Origin of the sequence: Fimbriimonas ginsengisoli Gsoil 348, assembly GCF_000724625.1 — a bacterium.
GTDB lineage: Bacteria > Armatimonadota > Fimbriimonadia > Fimbriimonadales > Fimbriimonadaceae > Fimbriimonas > Fimbriimonas ginsengisoli.
The window spans coordinates 2,474,010-2,498,922 of record NZ_CP007139.1 but is presented as its reverse complement, the minus strand read 5'-3'; the positions used below and the strand labels follow the sequence as shown (position 1 = coordinate 2,498,922).

At 61.2% G+C, this 24,913-nt stretch carries 24 protein-coding genes; 12 read left to right on the top strand and 12 right to left on the bottom strand.

What is annotated here, in order from left to right; genetic code table 11:
- The first annotated feature begins 44 nt into the window (after window positions 1-44).
- Window positions 45-563 carry a phosphatase PAP2 family protein gene (locus tag OP10G_RS11480; protein ID WP_025225744.1) on the top strand — a complete coding sequence of 173 codons (519 nt, stop codon included), beginning with the start codon at window positions 45-47 and terminating at the stop codon, window positions 561-563.
- Between the two features lie 272 nt (window positions 564-835).
- Window positions 836-2,287 (top strand): glycoside hydrolase family 43 protein, encoded by a 1,452-nt coding sequence (locus OP10G_RS11475; protein WP_025225745.1) that lies wholly within the window; start codon window positions 836-838, stop codon window positions 2,285-2,287.
- A 19-nt stretch (window positions 2,288-2,306) separates the two neighbouring features.
- Here OP10G_RS11475 and OP10G_RS11470 read toward each other — a convergent pair whose 3' ends face one another.
- Window positions 2,307-5,384 carry an alpha-mannosidase gene (locus OP10G_RS11470; RefSeq protein ID WP_025225746.1) on the bottom strand — a complete coding sequence of 1,026 codons (3,078 nt, stop codon included), beginning with the start codon at window positions 5,382-5,384 and terminating at the stop codon, window positions 2,307-2,309.
- 75 nt (window positions 5,385-5,459) lie between these two features.
- Here OP10G_RS11470 and OP10G_RS11465 point away from each other — a divergent pair, with 75 nt between their 5' ends.
- The 3 genes from OP10G_RS11465 (at window position 5,460) to OP10G_RS11455 (ending at window position 7,510) form a co-directional block, all read left to right on the top strand.
- Window positions 5,460-6,032: a TetR/AcrR family transcriptional regulator gene (locus tag OP10G_RS11465; protein ID WP_025225747.1), complete on the top strand. Its 573-nt coding sequence runs from the start codon at window positions 5,460-5,462 to the stop codon at window positions 6,030-6,032.
- A gap of 91 nt (window positions 6,033-6,123) precedes the next feature.
- A complete protein-coding gene (locus tag OP10G_RS11460) occupies window positions 6,124-6,963 on the top strand; it encodes a class I SAM-dependent methyltransferase (RefSeq protein WP_025225748.1) in 840 nt (279 codons plus the stop codon).
- Window positions 6,964-6,979: 16 nt separating this feature from the next.
- Entirely contained in the window at window positions 6,980-7,510 is a 531-nt protein-coding gene (locus OP10G_RS11455) for a hypothetical protein (protein WP_025225749.1), read from the top strand.
- 422 nt (window positions 7,511-7,932) lie between these two features.
- Here OP10G_RS11455 and argH read toward each other — a convergent pair whose 3' ends face one another.
- Window positions 7,933-9,321, bottom strand: a complete 1,389-nt coding sequence (gene argH, locus OP10G_RS11450) for an argininosuccinate lyase (protein ID WP_025225750.1) — start codon at window positions 9,319-9,321, stop codon at window positions 7,933-7,935.
- A gap of 50 nt (window positions 9,322-9,371) precedes the next feature.
- Here argH and OP10G_RS11445 point away from each other — a divergent pair, with 50 nt between their 5' ends.
- The 3 genes from OP10G_RS11445 to OP10G_RS24465 are packed head-to-tail and all read left to right on the top strand — an operon-like array spanning window position 9,372 to window position 12,121.
- Complete coding sequence (locus OP10G_RS11445; protein ID WP_025225751.1) at window positions 9,372-9,713, top strand: gluconate 2-dehydrogenase subunit 3 family protein; 342 nt, start codon at window positions 9,372-9,374, stop codon at window positions 9,711-9,713.
- Window positions 9,713-11,299, top strand: a complete 1,587-nt coding sequence (locus tag OP10G_RS11440) for a GMC family oxidoreductase (protein WP_038473011.1) — start codon at window positions 9,713-9,715, stop codon at window positions 11,297-11,299. Before OP10G_RS11445 ends, OP10G_RS11440 begins: the two co-directional genes overlap by 1 nt.
- A 30-nt stretch (window positions 11,300-11,329) precedes the next feature.
- Complete coding sequence (locus tag OP10G_RS24465) at window positions 11,330-12,121, top strand: prepilin-type N-terminal cleavage/methylation domain-containing protein (RefSeq protein WP_025225753.1); 792 nt, start codon at window positions 11,330-11,332, stop codon at window positions 12,119-12,121.
- Here the strand turns inward: OP10G_RS24465 and OP10G_RS11430 are convergent.
- Window positions 12,115-12,867: an SIR2 family NAD-dependent protein deacylase gene (locus OP10G_RS11430; RefSeq protein ID WP_025225754.1), complete on the bottom strand. Its 753-nt coding sequence runs from the start codon at window positions 12,865-12,867 to the stop codon at window positions 12,115-12,117. The genes OP10G_RS24465 and OP10G_RS11430 overlap by 7 nt on opposite strands.
- Before the next feature lie 116 nt (window positions 12,868-12,983).
- On the opposite strand from OP10G_RS11430, the gene OP10G_RS11425 reads away from it, so the two are divergent.
- Both OP10G_RS11425 and OP10G_RS11420 read left to right on the top strand, forming a co-directional pair.
- A complete protein-coding gene (locus OP10G_RS11425) occupies window positions 12,984-13,226 on the top strand; it encodes a DUF433 domain-containing protein (protein ID WP_025225755.1) in 243 nt (80 codons plus the stop codon).
- Window positions 13,226-13,561, top strand: coding sequence for a DUF5615 family PIN-like protein (locus OP10G_RS11420; protein ID WP_025225756.1), 336 nt, complete (start codon window positions 13,226-13,228; stop codon window positions 13,559-13,561). Before OP10G_RS11425 ends, OP10G_RS11420 begins: the two co-directional genes overlap by 1 nt.
- A gap of 40 nt (window positions 13,562-13,601) precedes the next feature.
- Here the strand turns inward: OP10G_RS11420 and OP10G_RS11415 are convergent, their stop codons facing one another.
- The 5 genes from OP10G_RS11415 to OP10G_RS11390 form a co-directional block, all read right to left on the bottom strand.
- Complete coding sequence (locus tag OP10G_RS11415; RefSeq protein WP_025225757.1) at window positions 13,602-14,339, bottom strand: ABC transporter permease; 738 nt, start codon at window positions 14,337-14,339, stop codon at window positions 13,602-13,604.
- A 31-nt stretch (window positions 14,340-14,370) separates the two neighbouring features.
- On the bottom strand, window positions 14,371-15,288 hold the full coding sequence (locus OP10G_RS11410) for an ABC transporter ATP-binding protein (protein ID WP_025225758.1): 918 nt from the start codon (window positions 15,286-15,288) through the stop codon (window positions 14,371-14,373).
- Window positions 15,285-16,256 (bottom strand): ABC transporter permease, encoded by a 972-nt coding sequence (locus OP10G_RS11405; protein ID WP_025225759.1) that lies wholly within the window; start codon window positions 16,254-16,256, stop codon window positions 15,285-15,287. The genes OP10G_RS11410 and OP10G_RS11405 overlap by 4 nt, the downstream gene beginning before the upstream one ends.
- A 5-nt stretch (window positions 16,257-16,261) precedes the next feature.
- Complete coding sequence (locus tag OP10G_RS11400; protein ID WP_025225760.1) at window positions 16,262-17,218, bottom strand: ABC transporter ATP-binding protein; 957 nt, start codon at window positions 17,216-17,218, stop codon at window positions 16,262-16,264.
- 1,026 nt (window positions 17,219-18,244) lie between these two features.
- Window positions 18,245-19,948: a polysaccharide deacetylase family protein gene (locus OP10G_RS11390; protein WP_025225762.1), complete on the bottom strand. Its 1,704-nt coding sequence runs from the start codon at window positions 19,946-19,948 to the stop codon at window positions 18,245-18,247.
- A gap of 61 nt (window positions 19,949-20,009) precedes the next feature.
- On the opposite strand from OP10G_RS11390, the gene OP10G_RS11385 reads away from it, so the two are divergent.
- A complete protein-coding gene (locus OP10G_RS11385) occupies window positions 20,010-20,633 on the top strand; it encodes an acyl carrier protein phosphodiesterase (protein ID WP_025225763.1) in 624 nt (207 codons plus the stop codon).
- A gap of 147 nt (window positions 20,634-20,780) precedes the next feature.
- Here the strand turns inward: OP10G_RS11385 and OP10G_RS11380 are convergent, their stop codons facing one another.
- The gene (locus tag OP10G_RS11380; RefSeq protein ID WP_025225764.1) at window positions 20,781-21,404 is read right to left on the bottom strand and encodes an SGNH/GDSL hydrolase family protein; all 624 of its coding nucleotides are present in this window, start codon (window positions 21,402-21,404) and stop codon (window positions 20,781-20,783) included.
- A gap of 162 nt (window positions 21,405-21,566) precedes the next feature.
- The gene (locus OP10G_RS11375; RefSeq protein WP_025225765.1) at window positions 21,567-21,941 is read right to left on the bottom strand and encodes a hypothetical protein; all 375 of its coding nucleotides are present in this window, start codon (window positions 21,939-21,941) and stop codon (window positions 21,567-21,569) included.
- A 124-nt stretch (window positions 21,942-22,065) separates the two neighbouring features.
- Here OP10G_RS11375 and OP10G_RS11370 point away from each other — a divergent pair, with 124 nt between their 5' ends.
- Window positions 22,066-22,806: a hypothetical protein gene (locus OP10G_RS11370; protein ID WP_025225766.1), complete on the top strand. Its 741-nt coding sequence runs from the start codon at window positions 22,066-22,068 to the stop codon at window positions 22,804-22,806.
- Window positions 22,807-22,808: 2 nt separating this feature from the next.
- Here OP10G_RS11370 and OP10G_RS11365 read toward each other — a convergent pair whose 3' ends face one another.
- On the bottom strand, window positions 22,809-23,489 hold the full coding sequence (locus OP10G_RS11365; protein ID WP_025225767.1) for a metallophosphoesterase family protein: 681 nt from the start codon (window positions 23,487-23,489) through the stop codon (window positions 22,809-22,811).
- A 40-nt stretch (window positions 23,490-23,529) separates the two neighbouring features.
- Entirely contained in the window at window positions 23,530-24,732 is a 1,203-nt protein-coding gene (locus OP10G_RS11360) for a bifunctional 3,4-dihydroxy-2-butanone-4-phosphate synthase/GTP cyclohydrolase II (protein ID WP_025225768.1), read from the bottom strand.
- Window positions 24,733-24,913 lie beyond the last annotated feature (181 nt).

Here is a 24,913-nt window from a genome sequence, read left to right as displayed (position 1 = left end):
GGCCGATGAGCGCAGTCGCCCGCCGAACCCTAGCCTGCGGAGCAATGGCCTTATCCCTTGTATTGGCTTCATCCACCGCCCGAGCGCAGGATTCCTCCTCCAACTTCGCTTCCGGACCCGGTACCTATCTATTCCTCGCCGCCGGCGTGGGCCTTCCGCTGCTACGAGACGGGAGCGAAGGTAAGAACCATTTCTTTCGCACCGCAGATTCAGGGCTCTCGGCGGTTCTCCTCGCCGAAGGGTTGAAGCGGCTGACCAGAGTCCCCCGTCCCGACACCGGCGAGCGCGACAGTTTCCCCAGCGAACACGCTACCGCCGCTTTCGCCGTCGCCACCATGGAGTCCGACTTCCATCCGCGCGAAGCCCCCCTCTGGTACGCCGGCGCCACCGTTATCTCGCTCTCCCGTCTCTGGGAGGGCCGACATCGTCCGTTAGACGTCCTCGGCGGAGCCGCCCTCGGGTTTGCCACGGCCAGGCTGGAGCTCTCCCGAAACCGCGGCCTCCTCCTCACCCCCTGGATCGATGGCCGGTCCGCGGGGATGATGCTAACCGCCCAATTTTAGTGTCAGCTAGCCTCTACGGCGAAGCCGTGTAGCCGCAAGTTGGCTCGTACCTGCGCGAGAGCGTTTCGCCCTTTGACCAAACATTCGCATCGTTGAGGGGCTGCCGCGCAGGTACGAGCCAACCTGCGGCTACAACGCTTTGCGTTATCCGGACTGCCCCTCCACTCCAGCGGGCTACGGTTCGACCATGGAAGCCGCTGAGCACCAGGGAAAGCGGCAACGATTGCGCATCATGATTTACGGTTAAATATAACTCTTTCCCGATTGCGAAGATGAGGACCTTTACCAATCCGATCCTGCCTGGCTTTTCTCCCGACCCAAGCATCTGCCGCTCGGGCGACGACTTCTACATCGTCGCTAGCTCGTTCGAGTATTTCCCTGGGGTTCCAATCTTCCACAGTCGCGACCTGGTCCACTGGCGTCAGATCGGACACGTACTCGACCGCCCCTCGCAGCTCCCGCTCGATGGCGTTTTTAGCTCGGGTGGGATATTCGCGCCGACGATTCGCTACGCGAACGGCCGGTTCTATATGATCACCACGAACACGCAGATCGGCTGCTTCTATGTGTGGTCCGAGCGGCCCGAGGGGCCGTGGTCCGAGCCGATTCCGGTGCGGACGAGTTGCATCGACCCGTCCCTATTCTTCGATGAGGACGGGACCGTCTACTTCACCTCGCAATCGAACGACGGGATTCAGCAGTTCACGATCGATATCGAAACGGGCGAGCTCACGTCCGAGCGAGCCCTGCTTTGGAGTGGCAAGGAAGGGAAATATCCCGAAGCTCCTCACCTCTATCGGATCGGCGGCATGTACTACTTGATGCTCGCGGAAGGAGGCACGGAGCTCGGGCACATGGAGTCGATTGCCCGATCCGATTCCCCGTGGGGACCGTTCGAACCGTGCCCGAGCAACCCGATCCTAACCCATCGCCACCGCACCTACGACGACCCGATCCAGACCGTCGGTCACGCCGATCTTGTCGAGGCCCCCGACGGCTCCTGGTGGGCGGTCCTCCTCGGAATCCGGCCGGTGCCGTCGTATCCGGTCGTCCATCACCTTGGCCGGGAGACGTTCCTCGCTCCAGTCGCCTGGGAAAACGGCTGGCCGATCGTCGGTGACCTGGGACGGGTTTGCATCGAAATGAAGGCGCCCTCGCTCCCCTCGTCTCCCTGGCCGGCCCCGCCCGAGCGGGACAACTTCGAGTCGCTCGGCTTCGAGTGGCTCTTCCGTGGCAACCCGGTTCCCTCCTCGTGGTCGGTCGGCTCGGACGGCCTGACCCTGCGGGCCACGGGGAAGACTCTGGACGACCCGACCGGAGCCGCCTGGGTCGGCCGCCGGCAACGTCATTTCGATGTCCGAGTGTCGACCCTCGTCGACACCCGGGGCGAAGCCGGCCTTTGCGTCCTGATCGACGAGCGTCACCACTACTCGGTCGTGGTGGTTCCCGGCAGAAAGGTTCAGGTCCGGCGGCGAGTGGCGGACCTCTTCGCGACCGTCGCCGAGGCGTCCATTCCTGAGGGTCCCGTGCAGCTTGTCATCCAAGCGAATGCAAAAACCTACCGGCTCGGTTTTGTCCAAGAGGCAGAGCCCCACTGGCTAGCGGAAGGAACCACCCGCCTGCTCTCCACCGAGGTCGCCGGCGGCTTCACCGGCGTCATGTTCGGCCTATTCGCCCTTGCGGGCGAAGCAAAATTCTCTTGGTTCGTATACAAGCCTCTTTAGAGGTTGCCGCAATACAACCTCACCGTCGGCACCGCAGGGTCTGGATTTCGAACGGGCGGAAGTAGAGCTTTGCCTCGCCATTTTCCAAGCGGACCGGAGTCGGCCGCTCCTCCAGGAGGTTCGTCTCCTCCACGGACGTTGTGGCGAAGCCGAATCGGAGCTTGGCGTGCGTTCCGGTCTTTGAGGCTTCGTAAATCCGGAGGATCACGGCGTCTTCGTCTTCCGCCCACTTCACCGCTTCGACGATCACATTCGGCGCATCGATTTGTACGAGCGAGAAGGAATCTGATCCGCCACCCAGGGCCGCGGTGACGTCCACGTTGAACTCATAGGCCGGGCGGATGACCGACTCGACGGAGAACCCGCCGGCGTGAGGAAGCATCGCGTAAGCGAATCGGTGCTCTCCCTCATCCCCTCGGGGGTCCGGACGCCGCCCGGACTTAATGAGACTCAGCCGGTATTCCCCTTCCTTGATCGTGCAGGCATATTTGCAATCGTTGATAAACGCGACGCCATAGCCGGTTTCGGAGATGTCGGACCATTTGTGGGTGCATACGTCGAACTGCGCTCGATCCTGGCTGGTATTGTCGTGCGCGTTTCGAACGACGTGACCGAATTGGATCTCGTGGCGGGCCGTTTCCGCCAGCACATCGAGGGCGAAGCCAACCTTAAGGAACTGGTACCGCTCGTGCCAATCGACCCAAGTATCGAAATCAACCCGCGGCGTCGTTGAGTGGAAGACGACGTCCTGAACGAGGCGCGACTCGCGACCCAGCTCGTATTCGAACCGGATCCGGAGTTGGAGCGGACCGTCGGCCACGACCTCCTTCTTGATCAGCCGGCCCGCTGACTTCAGCTTGTGTCGCTGATCGCGGTCGATGTCCCAGTTATCCCAGGCGGCCGGGACGTCCTCACCCATGAGAAGGTTGTTGAACGTGCCCCCCAATGAGACGAGCTCGCGCCGAGCCGCAAGATCGAAGAAGGAGATGATGCGTCCGCTTTCGTCGAATCGAACATGGGCGAAGGGAGTGCGTACCTCCAAATCATCTAGCCCGAAGGCCGACGCGCCGCACTCTTCGGCGGCAACCAAGGGGAGGCCGGTAAACCCAAGCGCGGGAATTTCTACGCCGCTCACGGCCAGCGACCGTTCCCCCGCCACGTCAACGATCGGCTGAGCGACCGAGCCCGCCGGACTCAGCCCCTCGGGCAACCCTTTCAGGACGATCTCACCGCCGCGGACCCAGCTCATGCTATTGAAGAGCACGGCGTGGTCGCCTTTACCGGCGATGGCGGCCAGCGCTTGGTCGCGCAGGGAGTTTGCTTCGGAGAGGCAGAGGTCGAAGGTGTCGAGCGCTTCGTCGTTCACCTCCGCGATCGAGGAGCCGGGAAGGATGTCGTGGAACTGGTTTAGAAGCAGTCGCTTCCACGTATCCAGCATCGGTTCGCGCGGGTACGGAGTTCCGTTCAGCGCCGCGAGGGTCGCCGCGAGCTCTGCGTCGCGGAGGGCGAATTCGCACTTCCGGTTGAACCGTTTGATCGCGGCGATCGAGGTCAGGGTGCCGCGGTGCAGCTCGAGGTACAGCTCGCCCACCCACCGGGGCAGGTCCGGCAGCTCGTCCTGCACCCCGTTCATGAACTCGCTCATGCTTGTGTAAGCGGTCTTTGGGCAACCCTCCAGGTCTTCGGTCAACCGCGCGATCTCAATCATCTCGGCCATCGGGCCGCCCCCGCCGTCGCCGTGACCGAAACCGACCAGACGCCGATCCTGAACGTCTTTGTGCTGCACCTGCCCCCATAGGCGGGTAAGCGACTCCGGATCCGGCCATCCTTGCATCTCGTTGAAGTGAGAGATCACCGTGCTGCCGTCGATCCCCTGCCAGACGAAGGTGTCGTACGGGAAACGGTTCGTGTCGTTCCAGCTCAGTTTGGTAGTCAGGAAGAACCGAACGTCGGCGCTCTGCAGGATCTGGGGAAGCGACGCCGAGTAGCCGAAGACGTCCGGCTGCCAGAAACAGTCGGAGGTCACGCCGAACATCTCCCTGGTGGCGCGCTGCCCGACGAGGAGCTGGCGGACGAACGACTCGCCGGATGGAAGGTTGCAGTCCGGCTCGATCCACATGGCGCCGTTGACCTCCCACCGACCCTCCCGCACCCGCTGCCGGACCCGTTCGAATATCTCGGGATAGAGCTGTCGGACCACATCGTAGTGATACGCAGCGCTCTGGGTGAAGCGGAACTCCGGGTACTGGTCCATGAGGCTCAGCACCGAGGAGTAGGTGCGAGCCAGCTTGCGCCAAGTCTCTCGGATCGGCCAAAGCCAGGCGGTGTCGATGTGAGAATGCCCGACGATCCCCATCTGGGGAATGCTGCTGCCATTCTTCGCCTCCAGAAGCGGTCGCATGACTTTGCAGGCTTCGGCGATCGCCTCGCGCCAAGTCGCCTCGTCCGTCTCTTCCGGCTTGGCGTAGACGAGTTGGAAGACCTCACCGAACATCGTCTGAATACGAGCCCTTCTTAAGGAGTTCGGGTCGAGCGCGGCGGCGACCTGCCGGAGCGCTCGGAGCTCGTTTACGAAGGCGCTAACGTCGGCTCGCTCGCGAACGAGCTCGACGCCCTTGTAAATCCGACACCCGGGAGTCACCTCGACCGCGTTCTCGGTCGGGCGGACGTACTCGTACGGTTGGGTTCCGGGGAAGCTGTGGCCGGCATACGCCTCCAGGGCGATCTCGTAACTCTTGCCGCCTTGCGCTCGAAGGTCGAGAAGGCGAACGGGGTGGAACGGATCGAAGACACCCCGATGGACACCGTCGACCAGGAACAGGCTCTCCGGGGCGCCGGTGTCGGCACGAACGAAGAGCGACTCGCCGTCTAGTTCCGCAGGAACGGAGACCCGCCCGCGGAACCAGGCGTTCCCCCAATTTTCGCCCCAAGCCGTTCCTACGGAAACCGGCCGGTAATCCAACTGAGGAACCGATCGAAAGTGCTCCCGCGTTTCCGCTATCTCCATTTCGACTGCGGCGACGGGGGCAAACCGCAGGAGGTCGTAGGTCTTTTCGAGGTGAACGATCTTGGTCGGAATCTTGGGATCGAGGAGCAAGTCTGGATTATGAATGAAGAATCCGGACCCTTGATTTTATGAAAAGGAAAGGTATGATGTACATCATACAATCCGATGAGATATCAGGAAGACCATAAGGAGAAGACCCACAAGAAGATCGTCGAGCGGGCTTCTCAGGAGTTTCGGGAGCACGGCTTCGAGGGGATCGGCATCGCCACCCTGATGTCGAAGCTGGGCCTCAGCCATGGCGGCTTCTACGCTCATTTCGAAGACAAAGAAGATCTCAAGGATCAGGCGATGGAGCATGCGTTCGAACGTAGCATCGAGACCGCCGCCGAGACGCTTCTCAAGGGTGGGGTTATGGGTTACGTCGAGCACTACACAAGCGAGCTTCACCGCGACCATCCCGGTTTCGGCTGTATTCTTCCCGCGCTCACCGCGGAGGAGGGGCGGAGGTCTCCGCAATCGAAAGCGAAGTTCGCCCAGAAGTATCGACAGGGGATCGACGTACTGGCCGGTTACTTGCCGGGGGCCACGCTCTCACAGAAACGGGAGCGCGCCATCTACATTTTTTCGGCCCTGAGCGGCTCGGTCGCCCTTGCCCGGGCGAGCGGGGACCCCGATCTCAGCTCCGCAATCCTCCGTGCCACCCGCGAACAGCTTCGCCAGTTCCTCAGCACCCTCTGAAGAGTGATGAAGCCGCTCCCAAGACCTGTTGTCGCACTTCGATTGTATGACGATCATCATTTAATGAGCCTCATTTAGGAGACCTGAAAACATGAGCAACGCAACTGTCAGTAACTTCTACGGAACCGAGGGAATCCGCGCGCGACTCGAGAGCGCGCTCGAGACGTCCGGGTTTTCGGAAGGGCGTATCGAACCGAGACGGCTCGCCCTAGCGGATCAATTTCACGCGGGCGGCCTGGCCGCGACGGAGGAGGTGGGGGCGGCGTTAGATCCGAAGCCGGGAAGCCACGTTCTCGACATCGGATCGGGATTCGGCGGTCCTGCCCGAATCTTGGCGAACGCGTATGACTGCCGCGTCACCGGAGTGGACCTGACCCCCGAGTACGTGGAGATTGCGAACTACCTGACGGAGCGCACCGGACAAACGGGGCGGGTGTCTTTCACGTGTGGGGACGCGCTTCGTCTTCCGTTCGACGACTCCGAGTTCGATGACGCGATGACCCAGCACGCCGGGATGAACATCGAAGACAAACCGCGGTTCTATTCCGAAGTGTTCCGGGTGCTGAAGCCGGGCGGCAGGATCGCGATCTACGACGTGGTTCTGTCCGGCGGCGAGGCTCCGAATTACCCGATGCCGTGGGCGGCCGACCCTAGTTCTAGCTTCGTGGCACCGCCCCATGCGATCATCGAAGCGCTTTTGACCGCCGGCTTCGAAGAGATTTCGGCGGAAGACAAGACGCCGCTCGCCGTCCAGGGATTTGCCGAGCTTGGGCGGCTGATGCAGTCGGGCGAGATGCCGCCGCTTAACCTCGTCTCGCTGGTCGGCGGGCGGGCAAGAGATGCCGTACAGAACCTCACCGAGGGTCTGCGCGACGGCCGCTTGCGCGTCTATCTGTTCATCGCCCGCAAGCCGGGCTCGACCCGAATCTGACCCGAGGAGGTAGGCCATGAATCCAACTAGCATTTTTCTCGTCGACCTGGTTACCGGATACGTTGTGGCGACTCTTTTCGCGATTCACTACTTTTGGCCAAAGGTCAAATCGATGGATCGTTTGAGCGCAAACCGCCTCATCGCGACCATCCACAGCTTTCGGTACTACGGCCTCACGTTCCTGTTGCCCGGGGTGGTTGGCGCACATCTGCCCTCGGACTTTGCGGTCACGGCCGCCTACGGCGACTTTCTAGCCGCGACGTTGGCGATCGGGGCGTTGGTGAGCTATCGGCGGCCGAAAATTTTCTGGCCGATGGTTTGGCTATTCAACTTGGCCGGAATGGCAGACCTTGTCATCGATACGGCAAACGCGGTCCGCTTGGACCTGCCCTCCGTCTCGGGCCAGCTCGGCGCAAACTTCGCGATCCCGACAATCTACGTCCCGGTGCTCTTCGTCACGCACGTGGTGGCCTTTGGCCTCCTCCTGCGGGGGGAAGCGCGGGGCGCAGGGCGCGAAGGGACCGCACCCGGTCGGGGGACCAGATGAGACCTCCGTTCGAGGCATAGATCCCGTCGTTCGCCTTGTTTCAATCCACACCCGGTCTGAGCACCGGGTGAGACACGGCCTTCGGTGGAACAAATACATCGTCCTCGTGGGCTAGGTTCCGGGCGTGGCACGGGCTTCCAGCCTAATGCCATCCAGTTTTTGTTGGAGGGCAAGATTTGCCGCCGTTTTCCTGCCGACGGAGCCTTAGAATCGGGATCGAGAGCGACTCGGTGGCTCGCTCGCAGGCTCGCGGACAGAAAGCGGTGTCAGGCCACCGCAGTCTAAATAGGCGGCCGGCACGAAAACTGGATGGCATTGGGCTTCCAGCCCGTGTGTCCCAAGGGCATCTTGCCCTTGGCGGCTTTGCACGACCAGGATGGTCGTGATACACATGGGCTGGAAGCCCATGCCACGGTGGCGGGTTAGGCGACCTTCGGGAACCCGACGGCTTCCAGCATTCGTCGCGCGTGGGCGAGTTGGGTGGCCATGGCGTTGGGGCCGGGGGCGCCGAGGGATTCTCGGCGGCGGACGGAGTCTTCCGGTTGGAGGACGCTTAAGGCTTCCTTGGGGACGCCGGGAGCGATCTGCGCGAGTTGGGCTTCGGTGAGGTCTTCGAGGGCGCAGCCTAAGGAATCGCAGCCGCGGACGACTTGGCCGACGAGCTCGTGGGCTTCGCGGAACGGCATTCCTTGGGCGGCAAGGTAATCGGCCAAATCGGTCGCGGTGCTGAAATCCCCCCGGACGGTCGTCGCCATGCGATCGAGCTGCCAGTCGGCGGTGTCGATCATCATGAACACGAGCTCGATACTGTCCTTGACCTTGCGCAGGGAATCGAACAGCGGTGGCTTATCCTCCTGCGTGTCGCGGTTGTAGCCGAGGGGCAGGCCTTTCATCACGCCGGCAAGGGTGACCCAGTTGCTCACGGCGCGGGCGGTTCGGCCGCGGATCAACTCGGCCATGTCGGGGTTTCGCTTCTGCGGCATGATGCTGCTTCCCGTAGTCACGGTGTCGCTAAGCTTCACAAATGCGAACTCGCGGCCCGAATAGAGGACGAGCTCTTGCGAGATCCGGGAGAGATCCAGCATGATGAGCGCGCAAAGGTGCAGGGTGTCGAGGATGTACGACCGGTCGCTGGTGGCGTCGAGAGCGTTTGGAATTGGGGCGATGAAGCCGAGTTCCTTCGCGGTCATTTCCCGGTCGATCGGGAAACTGGTTCCGGCGAGGGCGGCAGCGCCGAGCGGGGAGTAGTTGGCGAGCTCGAACAGTCGCTCGGCCCTCCATCCGTGCCGCTGTAGCGCCCAAAAATGGGCCATCAGGTGGAAGCCGAGGGTGATGGGTTGAGCCCGCTGCTGGTGGGTGTATCCCGGCATGATCGCGCCCTGGAATTCTTCGCCCTTCCGCAGCAGAAGCCCTTGGAGCTTCTTGATCAGGTCCTGGACTTCGATCAATTGGTTATGAACGTAGAGGCGGGTATCGGTCGCTACCTGGTCGTTGCGGCTGCGGGCAGTGTGGAGCTTGCCCCCGACGTCTCCCACCAGCTCCTTGAGGCGGATCTCGATGGCGGTGTGGACGTCCTCGACGTCCAGGTGGAGGAAATCCGGCCCCTCTTCGTGGATCTTTTCGAGGCCGCGGATCAGGATGTCGGCCTCTTCCTTGGTGATGATCCCAACTTCGCCCAGCATGCGAGCGTGGGCGACGGAGCCGATGATATCTTCCTGCCAAAAATTCAGATCCGACTCGATCGACTGACCGAACCGGTCGACCAAGTCGTTCGAAGACTCGCTAAACGCACCACCCCAGACCTTCTTCATTACCGGGGAGCATGTTACTCGGAACGTGATACGGCGTATGCTTGGCGGCGATGGAGCTGTCCGAAGCGCATTGGAGCACCCTCGCCGCCGTCGTCGACCGGATCGTACCGGCCGACGAATGGCCCTCCGCCACACAAGTGGGAGTTCTAGAGTTCCTTCGCCATCTCATCGCCGAGCAAGGCCTGGAAGCTCGTTACGCCGAGGGGCTCACCGAGCTGGGCGATTCATTTGCCGCCCTCAATCCGGGCCGTCAGGACGCTCTCCTTCTCCAATGGTCGTTGATCGATCTTGTGGCAAGCCAGACGATCGAGGGGTACTACGCGGACCCGGGGAACGGCGGAAACCGTGGCGGAGTGGCTTGGCAGATGGTCGGGTTTAAGGTGACCGCCTGATGCGATACGACGCGATCGTGATCGGCTCCGGCGCGGGAGGGGGAATCGCCGCTTGCGTGCTGGCCGAGGGAGGCAAGCGGGTGCTCCTGCTGGAACGGGGACGGTTGCTGGAGTGGGAAGACGAGACTCGGGACCACCTGCGGAACCACCGACTATCCCAATACGGCCACAACACCGGTCCCGAGTTGAAGGGGAATCCACGCGTCTTCGTCGAAGACGGCAAAGAAACGGTGGTGCAGCCGAACGATGGACGTTGGAGCAACATCGCCTCCGCGGTGGGGAGCGGAACTCTGGTCTACGGCGGACAAGCTTGGCGGTATCACCCGCTCGATTTTCGTATGGCTTCCACTTACGGGGTCCCGGAAGGGAGCTCGCTGGTCGATTGGCCATTCGGCTACGACGAGCTGGCCCCTTACTACGAAATGGCGGAGTGGGAGATCGGCGTTTCCGGCGGACCGCCGGCGCCAGAGATGCCGGCTCGGCGGGAGTATCCGATGCCGCGCGGGCGTACGACCGAGAAAGGACGCCGGCTCGCGGCCGGAGCGGAGCGGCTCGGGTGGGATACCCAGGCGCCGCCGCTGCTGATCAATATGGTCCCCCGGAACGGCAGGGGCGCGTGCGCGGAGTGCCAGCACTGTGTCGGATTCCAATGCCCCACCAACGCCAAGAATGGGACTCAGAACACGGTCATCCCACGCGCGTCGGCCACCGGAAGATGCGAGCTGATTACCGAGGCATCGGTCACCAAGATCGTCCACGAGCAGGGGGAGGCGACGGGGGTTACCTACGTCTGGCATGGCCATGAAATCCGAGCCGAGGCGGACGTGATCGTCGTCGCTGGTGGGGCGATCGAAACGGCCCGGTTGCTGATGATCTCCGGATTGGGGAACGACCATGTCGGACGAAATTTGCAGGGGCACTACTACGCGGTGGCGTGGGGGTTGATGCCCGATCCGGTCTGGGACGGGGTCGGACCGGGGGCTTCTATCTCTACCCTCAAGTTCAACCACGGCAACGACGGAATCGTAGGCGGAGGGATGCTGGCGGACGATTTTGTGACTCTCCCGATCGTGTACGCCAAGTGGTTCCGACCGGAGAACGTGCCGGCTTGGGGATTGGAGCATAAGCGCTGGATGCGGGACACGTATCGGCGGTTTATTCAGGTGATGGGGCCGGTTCACGAGATCCCTTCCCCGGAGTGCCGGGTTACCTTGGACCCGGTGGTCACCGACAAGCTCGGCCTGCCGGCGGCGCGCCTCGGCGGCACGACTCACCCCGAGACCCTCCGCACGACGAGCTACATGACCGACCGGGCCAAGGAATGGCTGGTGGGAGCGGGGGCGGAGGTGGTTTACAGCCGCCAGCCGGAGCTACGACTGTCGGCCGGGCAGCACCAGGCCGGAACGTGCCGGATGGGTGAAGATCCAGCTCTATCGGCAGTCGATACGAACGGCCGCGTACACGGCACGAAGAACGTGTACGTCGCGGACGGATCGGCGCACCCGACGAACGGTGGATTCAATCCGGTGCTCACAATCATGGCGATGTCTTTTCGGACCTCCAACAATCTTTTACGGAACTGGTGAAACCGTAATGTACGTGTTACGATCACTGTTATGCGACGCCGCGCATTTACCTTGATCGAACTACTGGTGGTGATCGCGATCATCGCCATCCTCGCCGCAATTCTTTTCCCGGTTTTCGCTCAAGCCAAGAACGCTGCGAAACAGGCGGTCTGCATCAGCAACATGAAGCAGACGGGGCTGGCGGCGCAGCTTTACTTGGGGGACGAAGACGACACCTGGTTCCCCATTTGTCAGTACGAACCGAAGGCGGGCTTCTCTCCGCAGCGGTTTTGGATCGGCTGGGACAACAACAATGCGCCGGGAATGCCGGGTTACTCCGGCGATATGCAGAAGCCGGCCAAGAACCCGGTTCGAGAGGGGATGATCGACATCTACCTCAAGAACGAGGATGTGAAGAGATGTCCGAACCGGCCCTCCGGAGCCCAGTTAGCGATCGCGATCGACGGATTCGATTCGAGCCACCCGTCGGCGTTTTACGAGAGTCATCCCGAGGCGCAAGGTAACGAATACGGGGCGAGCGCGAAGAGCGTGACCACGGTCGAAGGTTTCATTCAGACCACCGGCGCGGGAAACAGCGAGGTCGAGGAGTCGGCGAGCACCCTAATGGCGTGGGAGCACGGAGCTACGGTTCCGCTCTGTAACTTCTTGCAGCCGGCCGATTGGTTCAACGTGCCCCCGAACGATAAGGCGCTCAGCGACCACTTCAACTTCCTCCATACCAACGGAACAACGACCGTATGGCTGGATGGCCATGCGAAGCGTTTGGTATACGGGCAGTTGCGGCGGACGATGTTTGTGATCCGGCGCGACATCTATCAGTAGGCACCCGGACCGCCGCTCTCGAGAGCGGCCTCCCCTTCCCAGTGTTCTTCGTAGAGCGGGAGCGCTTTAATCGCCTCGGTTACCAATTTCATTCCGTATGTTGCCGGCTCGCGGATGTAGCGGACGTTCGCGAGCATTAACTCCGGCGGGTTCGGGTCGACGACGAAGACGTGCCAGGCGTTTGTTTCCGTGGCGATGAGGGCGGCGGGGTAGACGGTTAGGGTCGTTCCCACCACGATGAGGACATCGACTCCGGGGTCGAGGGCGATCTTCATAGCACGGTCTAGCTCGGGGAGACCTTCTCCAAACCAGACGACGTGGGGTCTTAGCTGGGTGCCCTTCTCGGGGTGTACGTCGCCGAGGACGAGGTCGTCAACCCAGGGGAGCGTATTGGTTTCCTCTTCGTCGATTGCCCGGACCTTGAACAGCTCGCCGTGGAGGTGGATGACGTTCGTGCTGCCGGCCCGCTCGTGCAGGTCGTCAACGTTTTGGGTGATGACGGTGACATCGTGATCCTTTTCCAACTCAGCGATGGCGCGATGGGCGTCGTTCGGCTCCGCCTGCCTCGCTTCTCGGCGGCGCATGTTGTAGAAATCAAGCACCTTTGCGGGATCGGCCCACCACCCTTTCATGGAGGCAACTTCGTGGATGCTGTACCCATTCCACAGACCATCCTCGCTGTCGCGGAACGTGAGCAGCCCACTCTCCCGGCTGACCCCCGCGCCGGTAAAGACGACGATCTTCATGGGCTTAGCATAGCCCCTCGGTTGACCTCCCGACGCCCTTCAGGATCCGGAGCGACATCGCTGAGAGGAAACGCTACAATTTGTGATAGCGTCCAAGCAGATTGAGGATGTAACCCATGGTAATTCCCGAAGAGTTAAAAGAGGTCCTTGCGGCTCAGCCGGAGATCATCAGCGGCGCGGTCCGCTTCAAGGGGACTCGCGTTCCGGTCCAAGCATTGCTAGACACCCTAGGTCATGGGTTACCGGTGTCGGACTTTCTCGAAGGGTTTCCCGACGTGACCGCCGAACAGGCACTTGCCGTCGTTCAGTGGCAGCAGAATGTCGCCCGCCAAACTTTCGGGCTGGAACTCGTCGCGTAGTGCGAGTTCTGCTCGACAACAACATCGATCATCGCTTCGGGCGGCTCTTGACGGGTCACGAGGTGGTGCACGCTCGCCACCTCGGATGGGCTGAACTTTACAACGGCGACCGGTTTGGCGCTGCGGAGAAGGCGGGCTTTGTCGTTCTTATCACGGGCGACAAGAACATGCGTTATCAGCAAAACCTCAAGGGCCGCACCATAAGCATCATCACCCTGAACGCACTCTTTGCAGATCTCCGCGGTATCTCGCCGCTGGTACCGCAAGTATTGGCCGCCTTAGCGGATTTGCCGGTAGGCGCGTTTGTGACAATTACACCTACCGGTGAGAATTAGAACCTGAGGCCATCGCGGTGCTCGCCGACTCTTTGCAGAATTACTCCGAGTCTTCTCGCGGCACGTACTCGAACTTGGTGAACCACCAGGCGGAGAGGGCGAGCATGACGACGACGAGGATGCCGAGCGTCATGAACGCGGAGTTGCGGGTGATCGCGTTATCTCCGGCGGTACCGGTTAGCAAGGCGAGGCCCTTGTTGTCGCCCTGGCTTGGGTGTTGAGCGATCGCTTGGAGGTAGCTGAAGATCGAAAGCCGGTACATCTCGCCGGGCATATTCGGAATCGAGGCTTCCCAGCCAAAGGCGAAGAGGGCGCAGATGATCAGCGATCGGTTGAAGAGCAAGCTTACGAAGAGGAAGAGCGCTCCATAGGCCATCGCTCCGATCGACATGGCCAGAATGTCGGTCGCCAGCATCGAATTCCCACCCAGCCCGTTGAATGCTCCTAAGGTTGTAAGAACCGCGCCGAATACTCCGAGCATGGTCACGACGAGGACCGAGGCGGCGTAGCGCACCAGCAGCAAGGTGGATCGCTTCACGGGCCGAGTCAGAAGGTAGACGATCGTGCGCTGCTCGACTTCCTGGGTGATGATGGCGGTGGTGAAGATCGCCGAGGCGAGCGCGAGGAGGCGATACACCAGGATCGAAGAGACGGTGGCATACCTGCCATCCGGCTTAGACGAAGGGTCGAGGGTCGACCAAAAGTGGGCTAAGAGCAGGCACAGGAACGACAGCCCGATCCACGGCAAGAGCCGCTTGGGCCGCAAATATTCGCGCATTGCCTGTCCGAAAATTGCCGATCCCAAAGCGTTAGGCCTCCACCAGGTACTTGAACACCGATTCAAGGTTGTTGTCCGGGCTGCTGAAGCTCCGGATCTCGAGTTGCTTCTCCAGCACGATGCCGGACAGCGAATCGTAGAAACTGTTTGGATCGCGAACTTCGAGCTGCAACGCGTCTCCTTTGCGGTCGAACGACATGCTCACCACGTTTGGAAGCGGCGCCAGCAGTTCGGCCGCCCGCCGGGGGTTGTCGGTTTCGATCCGAATCTTGTGCGGGTGCTTGTCGATGAGATCGCGGATGTCGCGCAGATCGCCCGTCGCTAGTAAACGCCCCCGATGCAGCAGCAGGATCGAGCGGGTCATTTGTTCGACCTCGAACAGGATGTGCGAGGAAACCACGATGCACTTTCCACCGGCGGCAAGGCCCCCGAGAACGTCGATGAACTCGCGCCGTCCGACCGGGTCGAGGCCGTTCAACGGCTCATCGAGCAGGATGATGTCGGGGTTGTGGAGCATCGCCTGGGCGAGCTTGATGCGCTGGCGCATCCCTTTGCTGTATCCCTGGATCTTTCGGTTGGCTCGGTCGCTCATGCCGACCATCGCGATGACCTCTTCGGTTCGGATCTTGGCTTCGGAGGCCGACATGCCGTCCAACCGAGCCAAGAAACGGACGAAATCCCGTCCCGAGTAATGCTCGTAGAAGTTGTCGATCTCCGGGCAGTAGCCGAGCCGACGGTACACCTCTGGGTTAGCAAACGGCTCCATGCCGAAGACTTTCAGCTCGCCCGTTGTCGGTTTGATCTGGCCGGTCACCAGCCGCATCAACGTGCTTTTGCCGGCGCCGTTTTGGCCAAGAAGCGCGGTCAGGCCGGGACCGATGGTGCAGTTGACGTCGTTAAGTCCGATGACCTGTCCGTACCAGCGGGAGACGTTTTGAAGGGTGATCAACCGACCACCTCCACCGCGCGGACTCGGTACCAGGCGATCCACAGCGCACCGGCGCAAAGAGCGAGCGCGAGGGGAAGGATGAAGGTCGCGTGCGGCATCGGAATCGGCATCGGGTTAAAGTTTCGTCCTCTTCCGCCCCCTCCTCCCGCTTGCATCGGTAGGATGCTGCTTCCGTCGGTACCGAGGACCAACTTGGCGAGCCCAATTTGGATTCCATCGACGCTGCAGTAGTAGAGGTTGTTTACGATTGGGGGCACAGAATGGTGGTTGAACTGATTCACCGAGCTCGTGACTTGCATCGCCTTCGTAAAGAAGAGGGTCATGAAGTAAAGGCCGGCGTAGGTGGCTCCGGCCAATCTCCCCTGACTGAACATCGCGCTGATGCCAATGGCAAGGCTCGCGTGAACGATTCCGGGGATCGTCGACATGGCGAGGAGCTTAAAGATGAGCATCGGATCCTCAGAGAGGAAGCCGTATTGCCGGTAACTCAACACACCGTACAGGTAGAAGAGAAGAGTGGGGGCCGCCGTCACCGCGGTGATCAGCAAGAAGATGCCAAACCACTTGCCGATCAGGTAGTCCAGCTTCGAACACGGCTTGCTTAGGTACACGAGAAGCGCGTTCGCCCGATTGTCATTCGCAATTGTGCCGACCCCGATCAGCAGCGCCACGATGAAGAGGAGCATCTGAGAGATCGAGAAAGCGTTTAAGAACTGATCTTTCCAAACCATCGAACTCAGGAACGGGTTCTTTTGACCGAGCGGACCGTTCGAGAGGTTGTCGACAAAGTAGAGGATCGCGATGAGAATCAGATACCAGTAGGCCGACATGACTGACCAGATCCAAAATCCCTTCTTCTTGAGCGCGAGCCGTATCGACATCTTGGCGATAGCCCACCAGCGGTTGACTGGCGGGAGCATCGGCCCGTCGTAATTTCGATAGCTGAGATCGGCAATGGGAGAAGCCATGGTCGTTAGGCGGTCGGCGCGAGCGAGGGCGCGGGAGTGGGAAGCGGGGCAACGGCGTCGAGGAACGCTTCTTCCAGGGATCGTTCGGCGAGTGTGAGGCCGCGTACCTGGGCTCTCGATTTGAGGGCTCCTTCGATCACGTTACGCGCGACCTCCTCGGGGAGGCCGGGCAGTTGAACCCGGTAGGTCGTGAATTTAAGGAGCTCGACATTTGCCCCTCGCTCCCGCATCGTTTTCACGAACTCGGGAGAGACCTCTCGGAGCTCGACGTCGACGGGATGGCCCTCGATCCGTTTGAGATCCTTAATCGTGCCCGCGGCCCGGAGCTGACCGCCCATGATAACGATCACGCGGTCGCAGACCCGCTCGATATCGGGCAGCACGTGCGACGAAACGAGAACGTTTACCCCTTTGCCGTGCGACACAGAGCGAACCAGTTCGAGCATGTCTTCGCGCCCGGCGGGGTCGAGGCCGTTCGTCGGCTCGTCGAGAAGGAGGAGCTTGGGGCCGTGAACGAGCGCTTGGGCTAGCTTGATGCGCTGCTTCATACCGGTCGAATAGGTTTCGACGTTTCGGTATCGCGCTTCGCCGAGGCCGCAGTACTCGAGCACCTCGTGGGCGCGCCGTAGCGCTTGCTCGGGAGGCATTCCCGCCAGTTCGCCGGCGTAAGCGACGAAGGAGACGGCGCTCATGCCAGGGATGTGGCAGTCCTGCTCGGGCATGAGGCCGATCTTTTGGCGGATGGCTCGATCGCCGGTGCGGATATCGATTCCGAGCACTTCGCCGGTACCGCTCGCCGGCTTCACGAAGCCGAGGAGGGTTTTGAGCAGGGTGGTCTTGCCGGCGCCGTTAGGCCCCAGCAGTCCGGTGGCACCCTCGGGGATATCACACGTCAGCCCATTGAGCGCGGTAAATCGTCCGTACTGGACGACGAGATTCTGAATGCGGGCAACGACGCTCACGTGGGAGTAGATTACACCGCGGATGCCGTCTGGGTTGCAGTTATAGGAGAGTCGCCAGCCTGAGCCGAACCACAAACCGCCCCGCCCTATCAACTTTCGTCGATAGGGCGGGTCACCTCGACCTTACGGGCGGAGTTGCGATCGGCAGTTCCCACCGCAACTTACTGATAGTATAGCAGCGAAATGAGTTCGCTTGTTTGCTGGGCCGGAGTCGACAGTAGAGGAACTGCGTCCATTTACATTGCCACAGATAGTCGAGTGTCGCTTGTCAAGAGCACGGACGGAAAAGCGCCGAGAACAAAGTGGGATTGCGGACAGAAAGCCTATGCATCACCACAGACGACGTGGATCTTCGGGTGCGTCGGCCATGGATTCTTCGCGGCGCAGATCATTCCGCGGGTCCAAAGCTATCTCGAAGCCATAGATGCGCAAGGTTTGACAACAGAAGCCCGGGTCGAGGCGGCCTGCAAATTCGCGGCAAATGCGATGGTTTCCGCTCCAACATTTGGCGAGGACGAGATACGAATCGTGATGGCCACTCGGGAAGCGGACAAACGTTTTCGAGTTTTCCAGATGATATGCGTTCCTGGGGGTGCGACTTGGATTGAGCTACCTCTGCCTTCTACTTCCGAGATCATATTCATTGACGGTAGCGGAAGCACTTTCATTGTGAAGGCATTGGCCAAGTGGCGCGAAACTTCTGCTGCAAACACTACCCGGGCAATTTACTCCGCTCTCTGCGACGCTTTACTTCATCAAAAGCGAGACCCCTACAGCGAGGGGCCGCCCCAGTTGGTCGGCATCTATCGGATAGGTTCCGCTCGATCATTTGGCGTCATCTGGCGAGGTCACCGCTACTTTCACGGCATAAAAGTTGACGACCCGATACCCACCGTGGACTGGCGAAACGAACTGTTCGAAGTTTGTGACCCTTCGACCTTGAGGCGAACGATTTCCGCCCAAAGACACTCACACGAGGTAACGAGACTGAAGCGAAAAAGCCGACCGTCCTGAGAGTTCCTCCCTCTACTTTCGGCGGTGGCGACGGCGGCGGTGCGGCCGCTCGTCGGTGGAGACCGGAGCCGCCGGATCGGGAGCGCCTAGGGGGGCGGTGGCGGGATCGAGGACGCCTTTGATTAGGACGGCGTGGGGGATCGGGCGGGAAGGATTCGTCGGGGTGCTATGGCCGAACGCTTTGATCGACTGGCCGTAGACCAAGGACGTCGAGAACCCAGAGTCGAGAAGCACCGCTTCCGAAACGCCGGCGGCGGCGATCGCCTTGGCGAGGTTCGCGGACGAAACCGACTCCAGCGATGCTCCGATGACGAACGAGCCGTCCGCCATGACGCCGAGGAACGCCCGCTTTCGGGCGTCCTGAATGTCTTTGGAGGAGAACGTATCCATGTCGTCCCGCTCGCGGGCGACGCCGCCGTGGACCAGCCAGACGCCGGCCAAGAAGGTGTCGGTCATGTCCGGCATAAAGTCGGCGAAGACGGAGGCATCGTGCATCGATTCCGGCACGAAAGGGACAATCGCGAATTCCTTTTGACTCCAGGCGACGAGCGGCCGGTTGCGAAGCTTCTCCCAGCGGAACTGCTCCAGATCAGGGGCAACCTCGGGCATATCGGCAGTCTTGCACGGGCCGACCATCTTGTTATCCGTCGCCGCGACCGCGGCCATCGCGAAGAAGCCGCCGTTGATTCCGGCAACCGAACCGGGAGTGCGCTTGATGAAATCGAGGACCCCTTCGCGGGTTGGGGACATTAGGCTCGTGGGCACCCCACCGGTGATCAGCCCGAGCTTGACCCCTTCCTGCTCGACCTCCTGGTATTTGACGGGCGCGTCTTTGATCGGCGATCGCAAGACGCCCAGGACGCCCCCTTTGAGGTCGGTCTCCCGGTCGTCCCAGGCGTTTTTCAGCTTCGTCTGGATGTAGCGGTCGACGGCGACGATGTTCGGGGATTCTTCGGCGGGGCCGTTATGGACGGTGAACGCCATCTTATGCCCGGCCTCCCGCACGAGCCCCTGAGTGATCAGGTCGTTGTTCCCCTCCGGATAGGCGAAGTAGTCGATCTTCTTTCCGAGGTGCTGCTCGAGGTCGGCCTTTGCTTCGAAGATCTCCTTCCGTTGCGCCTCGGGATCTAGCTTGGTGAGGTCCGTTGGATGGGTGATCGTGTGGTTGCCGATGGTGATCAACGGATCTTTAACCAGCTCTTGCAACTCCGTCCAGTCCATTTTCGGATGCAGCCCCTCTTTGTTTCCGACAAACCCGGTGTGGACGAAAACGGCGGCGGGGTACTTGTTCTGCCGAAGAATCGGCAGCGCCCGATCATAAAACCCTTGGTAGTTATCGTCGAAGGTGAGGACAATCGCCGTTTCGGGAACGGGGGTCCCTTTCGTGAGATGGTCGTAGAGCTGATCCAGCGAGATCGGGACGGCGCCCCATTCCTGGAGCTGCTTCATCTGGTCCTGGAACTCTTCTAGCGTGGTGTCGAACCAGACCGCGTTCCGATCGCGCCGGTCGATAATGTCGTGATACATGATCACGGGAACCCGCTGCCCCTGGGAACGCATCGAAATCTCGGTGAACGGCGGGCGTTGTACTTCCGCGACCCCGCTCGTTGCGGGTGGGGGCGTCAGTACGACCGGCTTCGGCGGCTCCTGGCGGCAAGACACGGCGACGAACGCGAGCGACAGAAGGGGCAGCGAGGTTACGAACCGATTCCTCATAGTGCGAATGGGAGTATCTTCACCCGCTTTAGTGTGACGCCACCGCGCGCCCAGATATCTCATGAATCACCTCGCCCACCTTTTTCTGGCGTCCGCCGACGCGGATTCGATGGCGGGAAACTTGGCGGCGGACTGGGTGAAAGGTACGGTAGGTGAGCGTTTCACTCCGGCGATCCGTGCCGCCGTTCAGATGCACCGCCAGATCGACGCGTTCGTCGACGATCATCCGGCGACGGTACGGGCGTGCGCGCGCTTGAGGATCGGCCGTTACGGCCCGATCGTGGTCGACGTCTTTAACGACTATCTGCTGGCGACGTCTTGGGACGTCGTCGCGATGCGGCCGTTGGAGGCGTTCGCCTCCGAGTCGTACTCGGCGCTGCTTACGCGGCTAGACGTCTTGCCGGAACCGCTGCAAACTCGCCTTCCCCGGATGATCGGCGACCGATGGTTGGAGCGGTTCCACGACTTGGAACACATCTCCCGGATTCTTCGATACCTCTCGACCCGGCTGCGCCGTCCGGGGCCGGTGGCGGAGGGGGTTCAGGTCGCGCTTCCTCACCTCGACGGCTTACGAGCCGACTTTCTCGATCTGCTTCCGGATGTCGTCGAGTTCGCGCGGACGATCGATCCTGCGGCCGCGCCGGCTCACCGGGTGCCTCATACCCACTTCTACAGTGCATTTTAATTCTGCGACCGCCTGCCGGGGTCGGGGAGGATGGCCGTCCTTTCCCCGGGTCTGCTGACCCGGGGCTAATTTCTGGGGACCTCTCCGAGGTCTGGCCTTATGCCTCATGTACGTTTGAGGCTCATCTAAATACGCATACCGACTGCGTTAGGCGGTCAGGAGTTGGTGCCAGGCTCGCGCGATCTGCGCGGCGCCGAGGAGGTTGGGCTCGATGTGCATGACGATCCAAGGTGTTTGCGACCAAAACCCGTGTCCGTGAAAGAGCTCTTCCAGGTCGCACAGCAAGAACCCGTACCGCTCGGCCGTCTCACAGATCAAGTTGTTCGCGGCAACCAAGGCTTGCCGCGCCTCCATCGGGAGCCCGATGTCGACGGCTCGCGCGTCGTCGCCATCGGTCGGATCGTAGATGGTGTTCAACACGACCGGACAATTTAACTGCCTCAGAAGCTCCGCGATCGCGACTAGGTTCTCACGCAACGGCCCGATCCCGACAACTTCCGATCTTCGTTCGCCGATTTCTCGAAAGAAGTATCCGGAGAGGAGATCGTTGCCGCCGATTGTGAGCGTAACCGCGTCAACCTTGGGGAGATGCGATCCGGTAGCCGCCACTCGAAGCTCGTGCAGCACACCGGCGCTCACGGCTCCGTCCCTGGTGAGGTCGATAAACGAATCGGCTTGCAGCCGCCGAGCCAACTGGCTCGCCGCCCCACCCCCTTTTGAACCGGTGTAGTCATCGATACTAATAGAATCGCCGAGAGCAAGGTAGGTCATTGCGGTGTTACGGTGTTAGCGTGAGGCTTTACCCTAGACGATGGGACGGATGGGACATCTGAGTCGCATGGGTCTCAGGTGTCCCGTAGGTCGCATTCGTACCATCAGTTCACAAGCCACACGCCACAGTCAACATGAATCCCGGCCCTAACGGCAATCTCCTCACTTCGGCGGGTCGGGGGTTTTGGCTTCGAAGTTTATACCGCTGACTCGGCCGTCGCGGTCGAAGTCCACGTAGGCGTCTTCTTCTAGGAACGTCGCTCGTTGGGTGTCCCAGGTGCTTCGCATATATCGGTAAGATGCGCCGCCGGTTTCGCGCTGGACCTCCGCTTTCGGCGGTCCCACTGCTCGGACCACCTCCTCTTGAGTCATGCCGGGATGGATCGCGCCGTTCCTCAACCTCTCAAACGGCGTCTCCGACGTTCCGCCGCCGGCGAGCGTATGGAGGCCCCACCAAGCGATGGCCATGAACAAGATCGGGCCGCCGATCATGACCAAGTAGTCGAGTGGCTTCGGCTTATCTAGCTTTCCACTCATGGCAGACAGTGTACGCCGCACCACGGGCTGGGCCTATCCGCCCAACTGCTGGGCCGGAGGTACCAGTTGGCCGGCGAGGCGGCAAGACCGGCCACCACAATCCCCGAGGTTGAAAAGGAACGAAATGGCAAAGAAGAATTCGATGAAGATTGTGGCGGCTCTGATCCTTGGGGCGATGCAGGCGTTCGCGGCGGCTTCCACCCCGACCCACCTGGCGGCCGCTGACCAACTGGTGACGACGCTCCGCACCCAGGGAGACAACGGCATCTTTACCGACGCCACCGGCACTCCCCTCAACCGATACGGAGCCGCTTGGGCCGACGCCTACGTTTTTTGGGGTCCCACCGCTCGAGCGTACGCGCAGTGCAACAACTTCATGACCTTGCTGCTTCAGAACAGCTATCCCGGCTGGACGGCCAAGGGGGCTGGATTTTCCAGTGCCAGTCCGACCGCGGCGATGTATCACGACGCGATCGAGGGAAACCTCTACGGTTTTCAGAAGGTCTCCAATTTTTCGAACATCCTTCCGGGCGATCTACTGGTGGCGAAGTACTTCGACGGCTCGGACAACACGGGCCATGTGATGCTGGTTCGCGGAGCCCAAGCGATGGGTACCGACGGTGCCGGAGTGACGACTTGGCAGATCGAGGTGATCGATTGCAGCAAGAGCAACCACTCTCAAGACACCCGCGTCTTTAATCTCGGCCCCAACACGACATTCGCTACCGGCGGGGTCGGTCGCGGCTTGATGCAGGTGTTCACCAAGAACGGCGCGATCCTCGCCTACACCTGGAGCCTCGCGAACGGTAGCCCGGTGTATTACCCGGCCGCCCGTCACCTCACCCTTGGCCGGTTGAGTAACTAATCTCAATCGGCTCGCAAGAATCGGACGATATGGTCCGGTTCGAGTAATGCCGCCGTGAGCGGACCGCCATACGCGGCGCCGGTGTCGATCCCGATCTTGTTAGGTTGGACGAGCGGCTCTCCATCGCGTGTCGGCGTGTGGCCGAACACCACGGTTCCGCCGAAGTCGTCGTCCGATTCAAGGAACGCTTCGCGGATCCAGAGCCTCGGATCGGCCGCGTCGAACCACCGCATCCCCTTGGGAAGGAGCCCCGCATGGACGAAGATGTAGCCGGACTCGCGGTGCTCCATGCCCGTCGTTTCTAGAAACTGCCAATGGGTCGGCGGCACTTGCCGGTACCAGTCGTTTTCTCCTCCGTAGGACGCCATCGTTTGCCTTCCGCCGTATTGAAACCACCAGGAGACATCGTCGAATCTCAGCTCCGTCTCCCGGCCGGGGTCGAGCAGGTCGCGAACGTCCATCATCGACTGGTCGTGGTTCCCGCGCAGGAATATGGTGTTCGGCCGCTGGTCGCGAAGCTGGATGAGCAGGTCCAACGTGAGCGCCACCTCCGGGCCCCTATCCACATAGTCGCCGACGAAGACGATCCGGTCATCTTCCGCCAGCGGCAACTCATGGATCTGCTGCAATAGATCCCGCAGCTTCCACACCTGCCCATGGACGTCCCCGATCGCGACTAGCAATGCTCCCCACCGCTAACCGCTAACTGCCAACCGCTAACTTTCAAGGCAACATGTGGCCCATTTTCGACTTCTTGGTAGCCAAATACTTCTCTCGCTCCTCGGCAGGCTCGGCCAGAAGCGGGACGTGCTCCACGATCTCGAGGCCGTAGCCTTGGAGGCCGCTTACCTTCTTCGGGTTGTTCGTCATCAGTCGCAGCTTACGTAGACCGAGGTCGGCCAAGACTTGCGCGCCCAGGCCGTAGTCCCGAAGATCAGCCTTAAAGCCAAGCGCTACGTTTGCCTCCACCGTATCGAGGCCTTGATCCTGCAATTCATAGGCTCGCAGCTTATTGATCAGGCCGATGCCACGGCCTTCCTGGGCGATGTAAAGCACGACGCCCTGGCCGGCCTCCTCGATTTTGCGGAGCGCCAGCTCCAATTGGTCGCCGCAGTCGCACCGTAGCGAGCCCATCAGGTCGCCGGTGAGGCAGCTCGAATGGATGCGGACCAGGACCGGCTCCTCGGTGCAGACGTCCCCCTTGACGATCGCCACGTAAGGATTCGGCTCCACGCTTGTTTCGTAGGCATAGAGGGTGAAGTGCCCAAACTTGGTGGGAAAGTCGATAGGCCCGGCTACCCGAGTGACCAGCCGCTCGTGCTTGCGACGATAGGCGATCAGATCCGCGATCGTGACGATCTTCAGTCCATGCTTCTCTGCGAACGGAACCAAGTTGTCCAGCCGCATCATGGTGCCGTCTTCGTTGAGGATCTCGCAGCCGACTCCGACCGGCTTGAACCCGGCGAGGACGCAAAGGTCCACGATCGCCTCGGTATGCCCGGCTCGTTTCAGGACGCCACCTTTCTCGGCGCGGAGCGGAATGATGTGCCCGGGGCGGGCGAGGTCGTCCGGCGAGGCGTTCTCATCGACGAAGACCTCGACCGTCCGCGCCCGGTCGAACGCGGATACTCCGGTCGTCGCTCCGTGCAGGGCGTCCACGGTTTCCGCCATTGCGGTGCCGTGGCGGGCGGTATTTTGCTTCGTCATCATCGGAATTTGAAGCTCGGCCAGCCGCTCGGCGGTGGTGGGAATGAACGGCACGCCTCGACCGTGCAGGATCATAAAGTTCATCAGCTCCGGCGTGCAGGTTTCCCCCGCGCACACCAGATCGCCCTCATTCTCCCGGTCCGGGTCATCGACCACGACGATCAGCCGCCCTGCCTTCAATTCTTCGAGCGCTTCCGGGATCGATGCGAATTCGTTCACACCTAATTCTACGTTCTAGGGGCCTGAATAACTCGCGGATGGTGCCGATGTCCGAATGGACATGACGGATAAATGTGTCGACATGCCTTCTTGCCTCCATCTCGTTCGTGCCGCAAACCAGCGGGCAGCCGACGGTGGGAGGATGATTCGAACATGTGACCGTTAAGTTCGTGACTGACGG

Excerpts from the sequence above, each read along its gene's own strand:
- OP10G_RS11480 (WP_025225744.1), top strand. The coding sequence starts at position 45 with ATGGCCTTATCCCTTGTATTGGCTTCATCCACCGCCCGAGCGCAGGAT.
- OP10G_RS11475 (WP_025225745.1), top strand. The coding sequence starts at position 836 with ATGAGGACCTTTACCAATCCGATCCTGCCTGGCTTTTCTCCCGACCCA.
- OP10G_RS11465 (WP_025225747.1), top strand. The coding sequence starts at position 5,460 with ATGAGATATCAGGAAGACCATAAGGAGAAGACCCACAAGAAGATCGTC.
- OP10G_RS11460 (WP_025225748.1), top strand. The coding sequence starts at position 6,124 with ATGAGCAACGCAACTGTCAGTAACTTCTACGGAACCGAGGGAATCCGC.
- OP10G_RS11455 (WP_025225749.1), top strand. The coding sequence starts at position 6,980 with ATGAATCCAACTAGCATTTTTCTCGTCGACCTGGTTACCGGATACGTT.
- argH (WP_025225750.1), bottom strand. The coding sequence starts at position 9,321 with ATGAAGAAGGTCTGGGGTGGTGCGTTTAGCGAGTCTTCGAACGACTTG.
- OP10G_RS11445 (WP_025225751.1), top strand. The coding sequence starts at position 9,372 with ATGGAGCTGTCCGAAGCGCATTGGAGCACCCTCGCCGCCGTCGTCGAC.
- OP10G_RS11440 (WP_038473011.1), top strand. The coding sequence starts at position 9,713 with ATGCGATACGACGCGATCGTGATCGGCTCCGGCGCGGGAGGGGGAATC.
- OP10G_RS24465 (WP_025225753.1), top strand. The coding sequence starts at position 11,330 with ATGCGACGCCGCGCATTTACCTTGATCGAACTACTGGTGGTGATCGCG.
- OP10G_RS11430 (WP_025225754.1), bottom strand. The coding sequence starts at position 12,867 with ATGAAGATCGTCGTCTTTACCGGCGCGGGGGTCAGCCGGGAGAGTGGG.
- OP10G_RS11425 (WP_025225755.1), top strand. The coding sequence starts at position 12,984 with ATGGTAATTCCCGAAGAGTTAAAAGAGGTCCTTGCGGCTCAGCCGGAG.
- OP10G_RS11415 (WP_025225757.1), bottom strand. The coding sequence starts at position 14,339 with ATGCGCGAATATTTGCGGCCCAAGCGGCTCTTGCCGTGGATCGGGCTG.
- OP10G_RS11405 (WP_025225759.1), bottom strand. The coding sequence starts at position 16,256 with ATGGCTTCTCCCATTGCCGATCTCAGCTATCGAAATTACGACGGGCCG.
- OP10G_RS11390 (WP_025225762.1), bottom strand. The coding sequence starts at position 19,948 with ATGAGGAATCGGTTCGTAACCTCGCTGCCCCTTCTGTCGCTCGCGTTC.
- OP10G_RS11385 (WP_025225763.1), top strand. The coding sequence starts at position 20,010 with ATGAATCACCTCGCCCACCTTTTTCTGGCGTCCGCCGACGCGGATTCG.
- OP10G_RS11380 (WP_025225764.1), bottom strand. The coding sequence starts at position 21,404 with ATGACCTACCTTGCTCTCGGCGATTCTATTAGTATCGATGACTACACC.
- OP10G_RS11375 (WP_025225765.1), bottom strand. The coding sequence starts at position 21,941 with ATGAGTGGAAAGCTAGATAAGCCGAAGCCACTCGACTACTTGGTCATG.
- OP10G_RS11370 (WP_025225766.1), top strand. The coding sequence starts at position 22,066 with ATGGCAAAGAAGAATTCGATGAAGATTGTGGCGGCTCTGATCCTTGGG.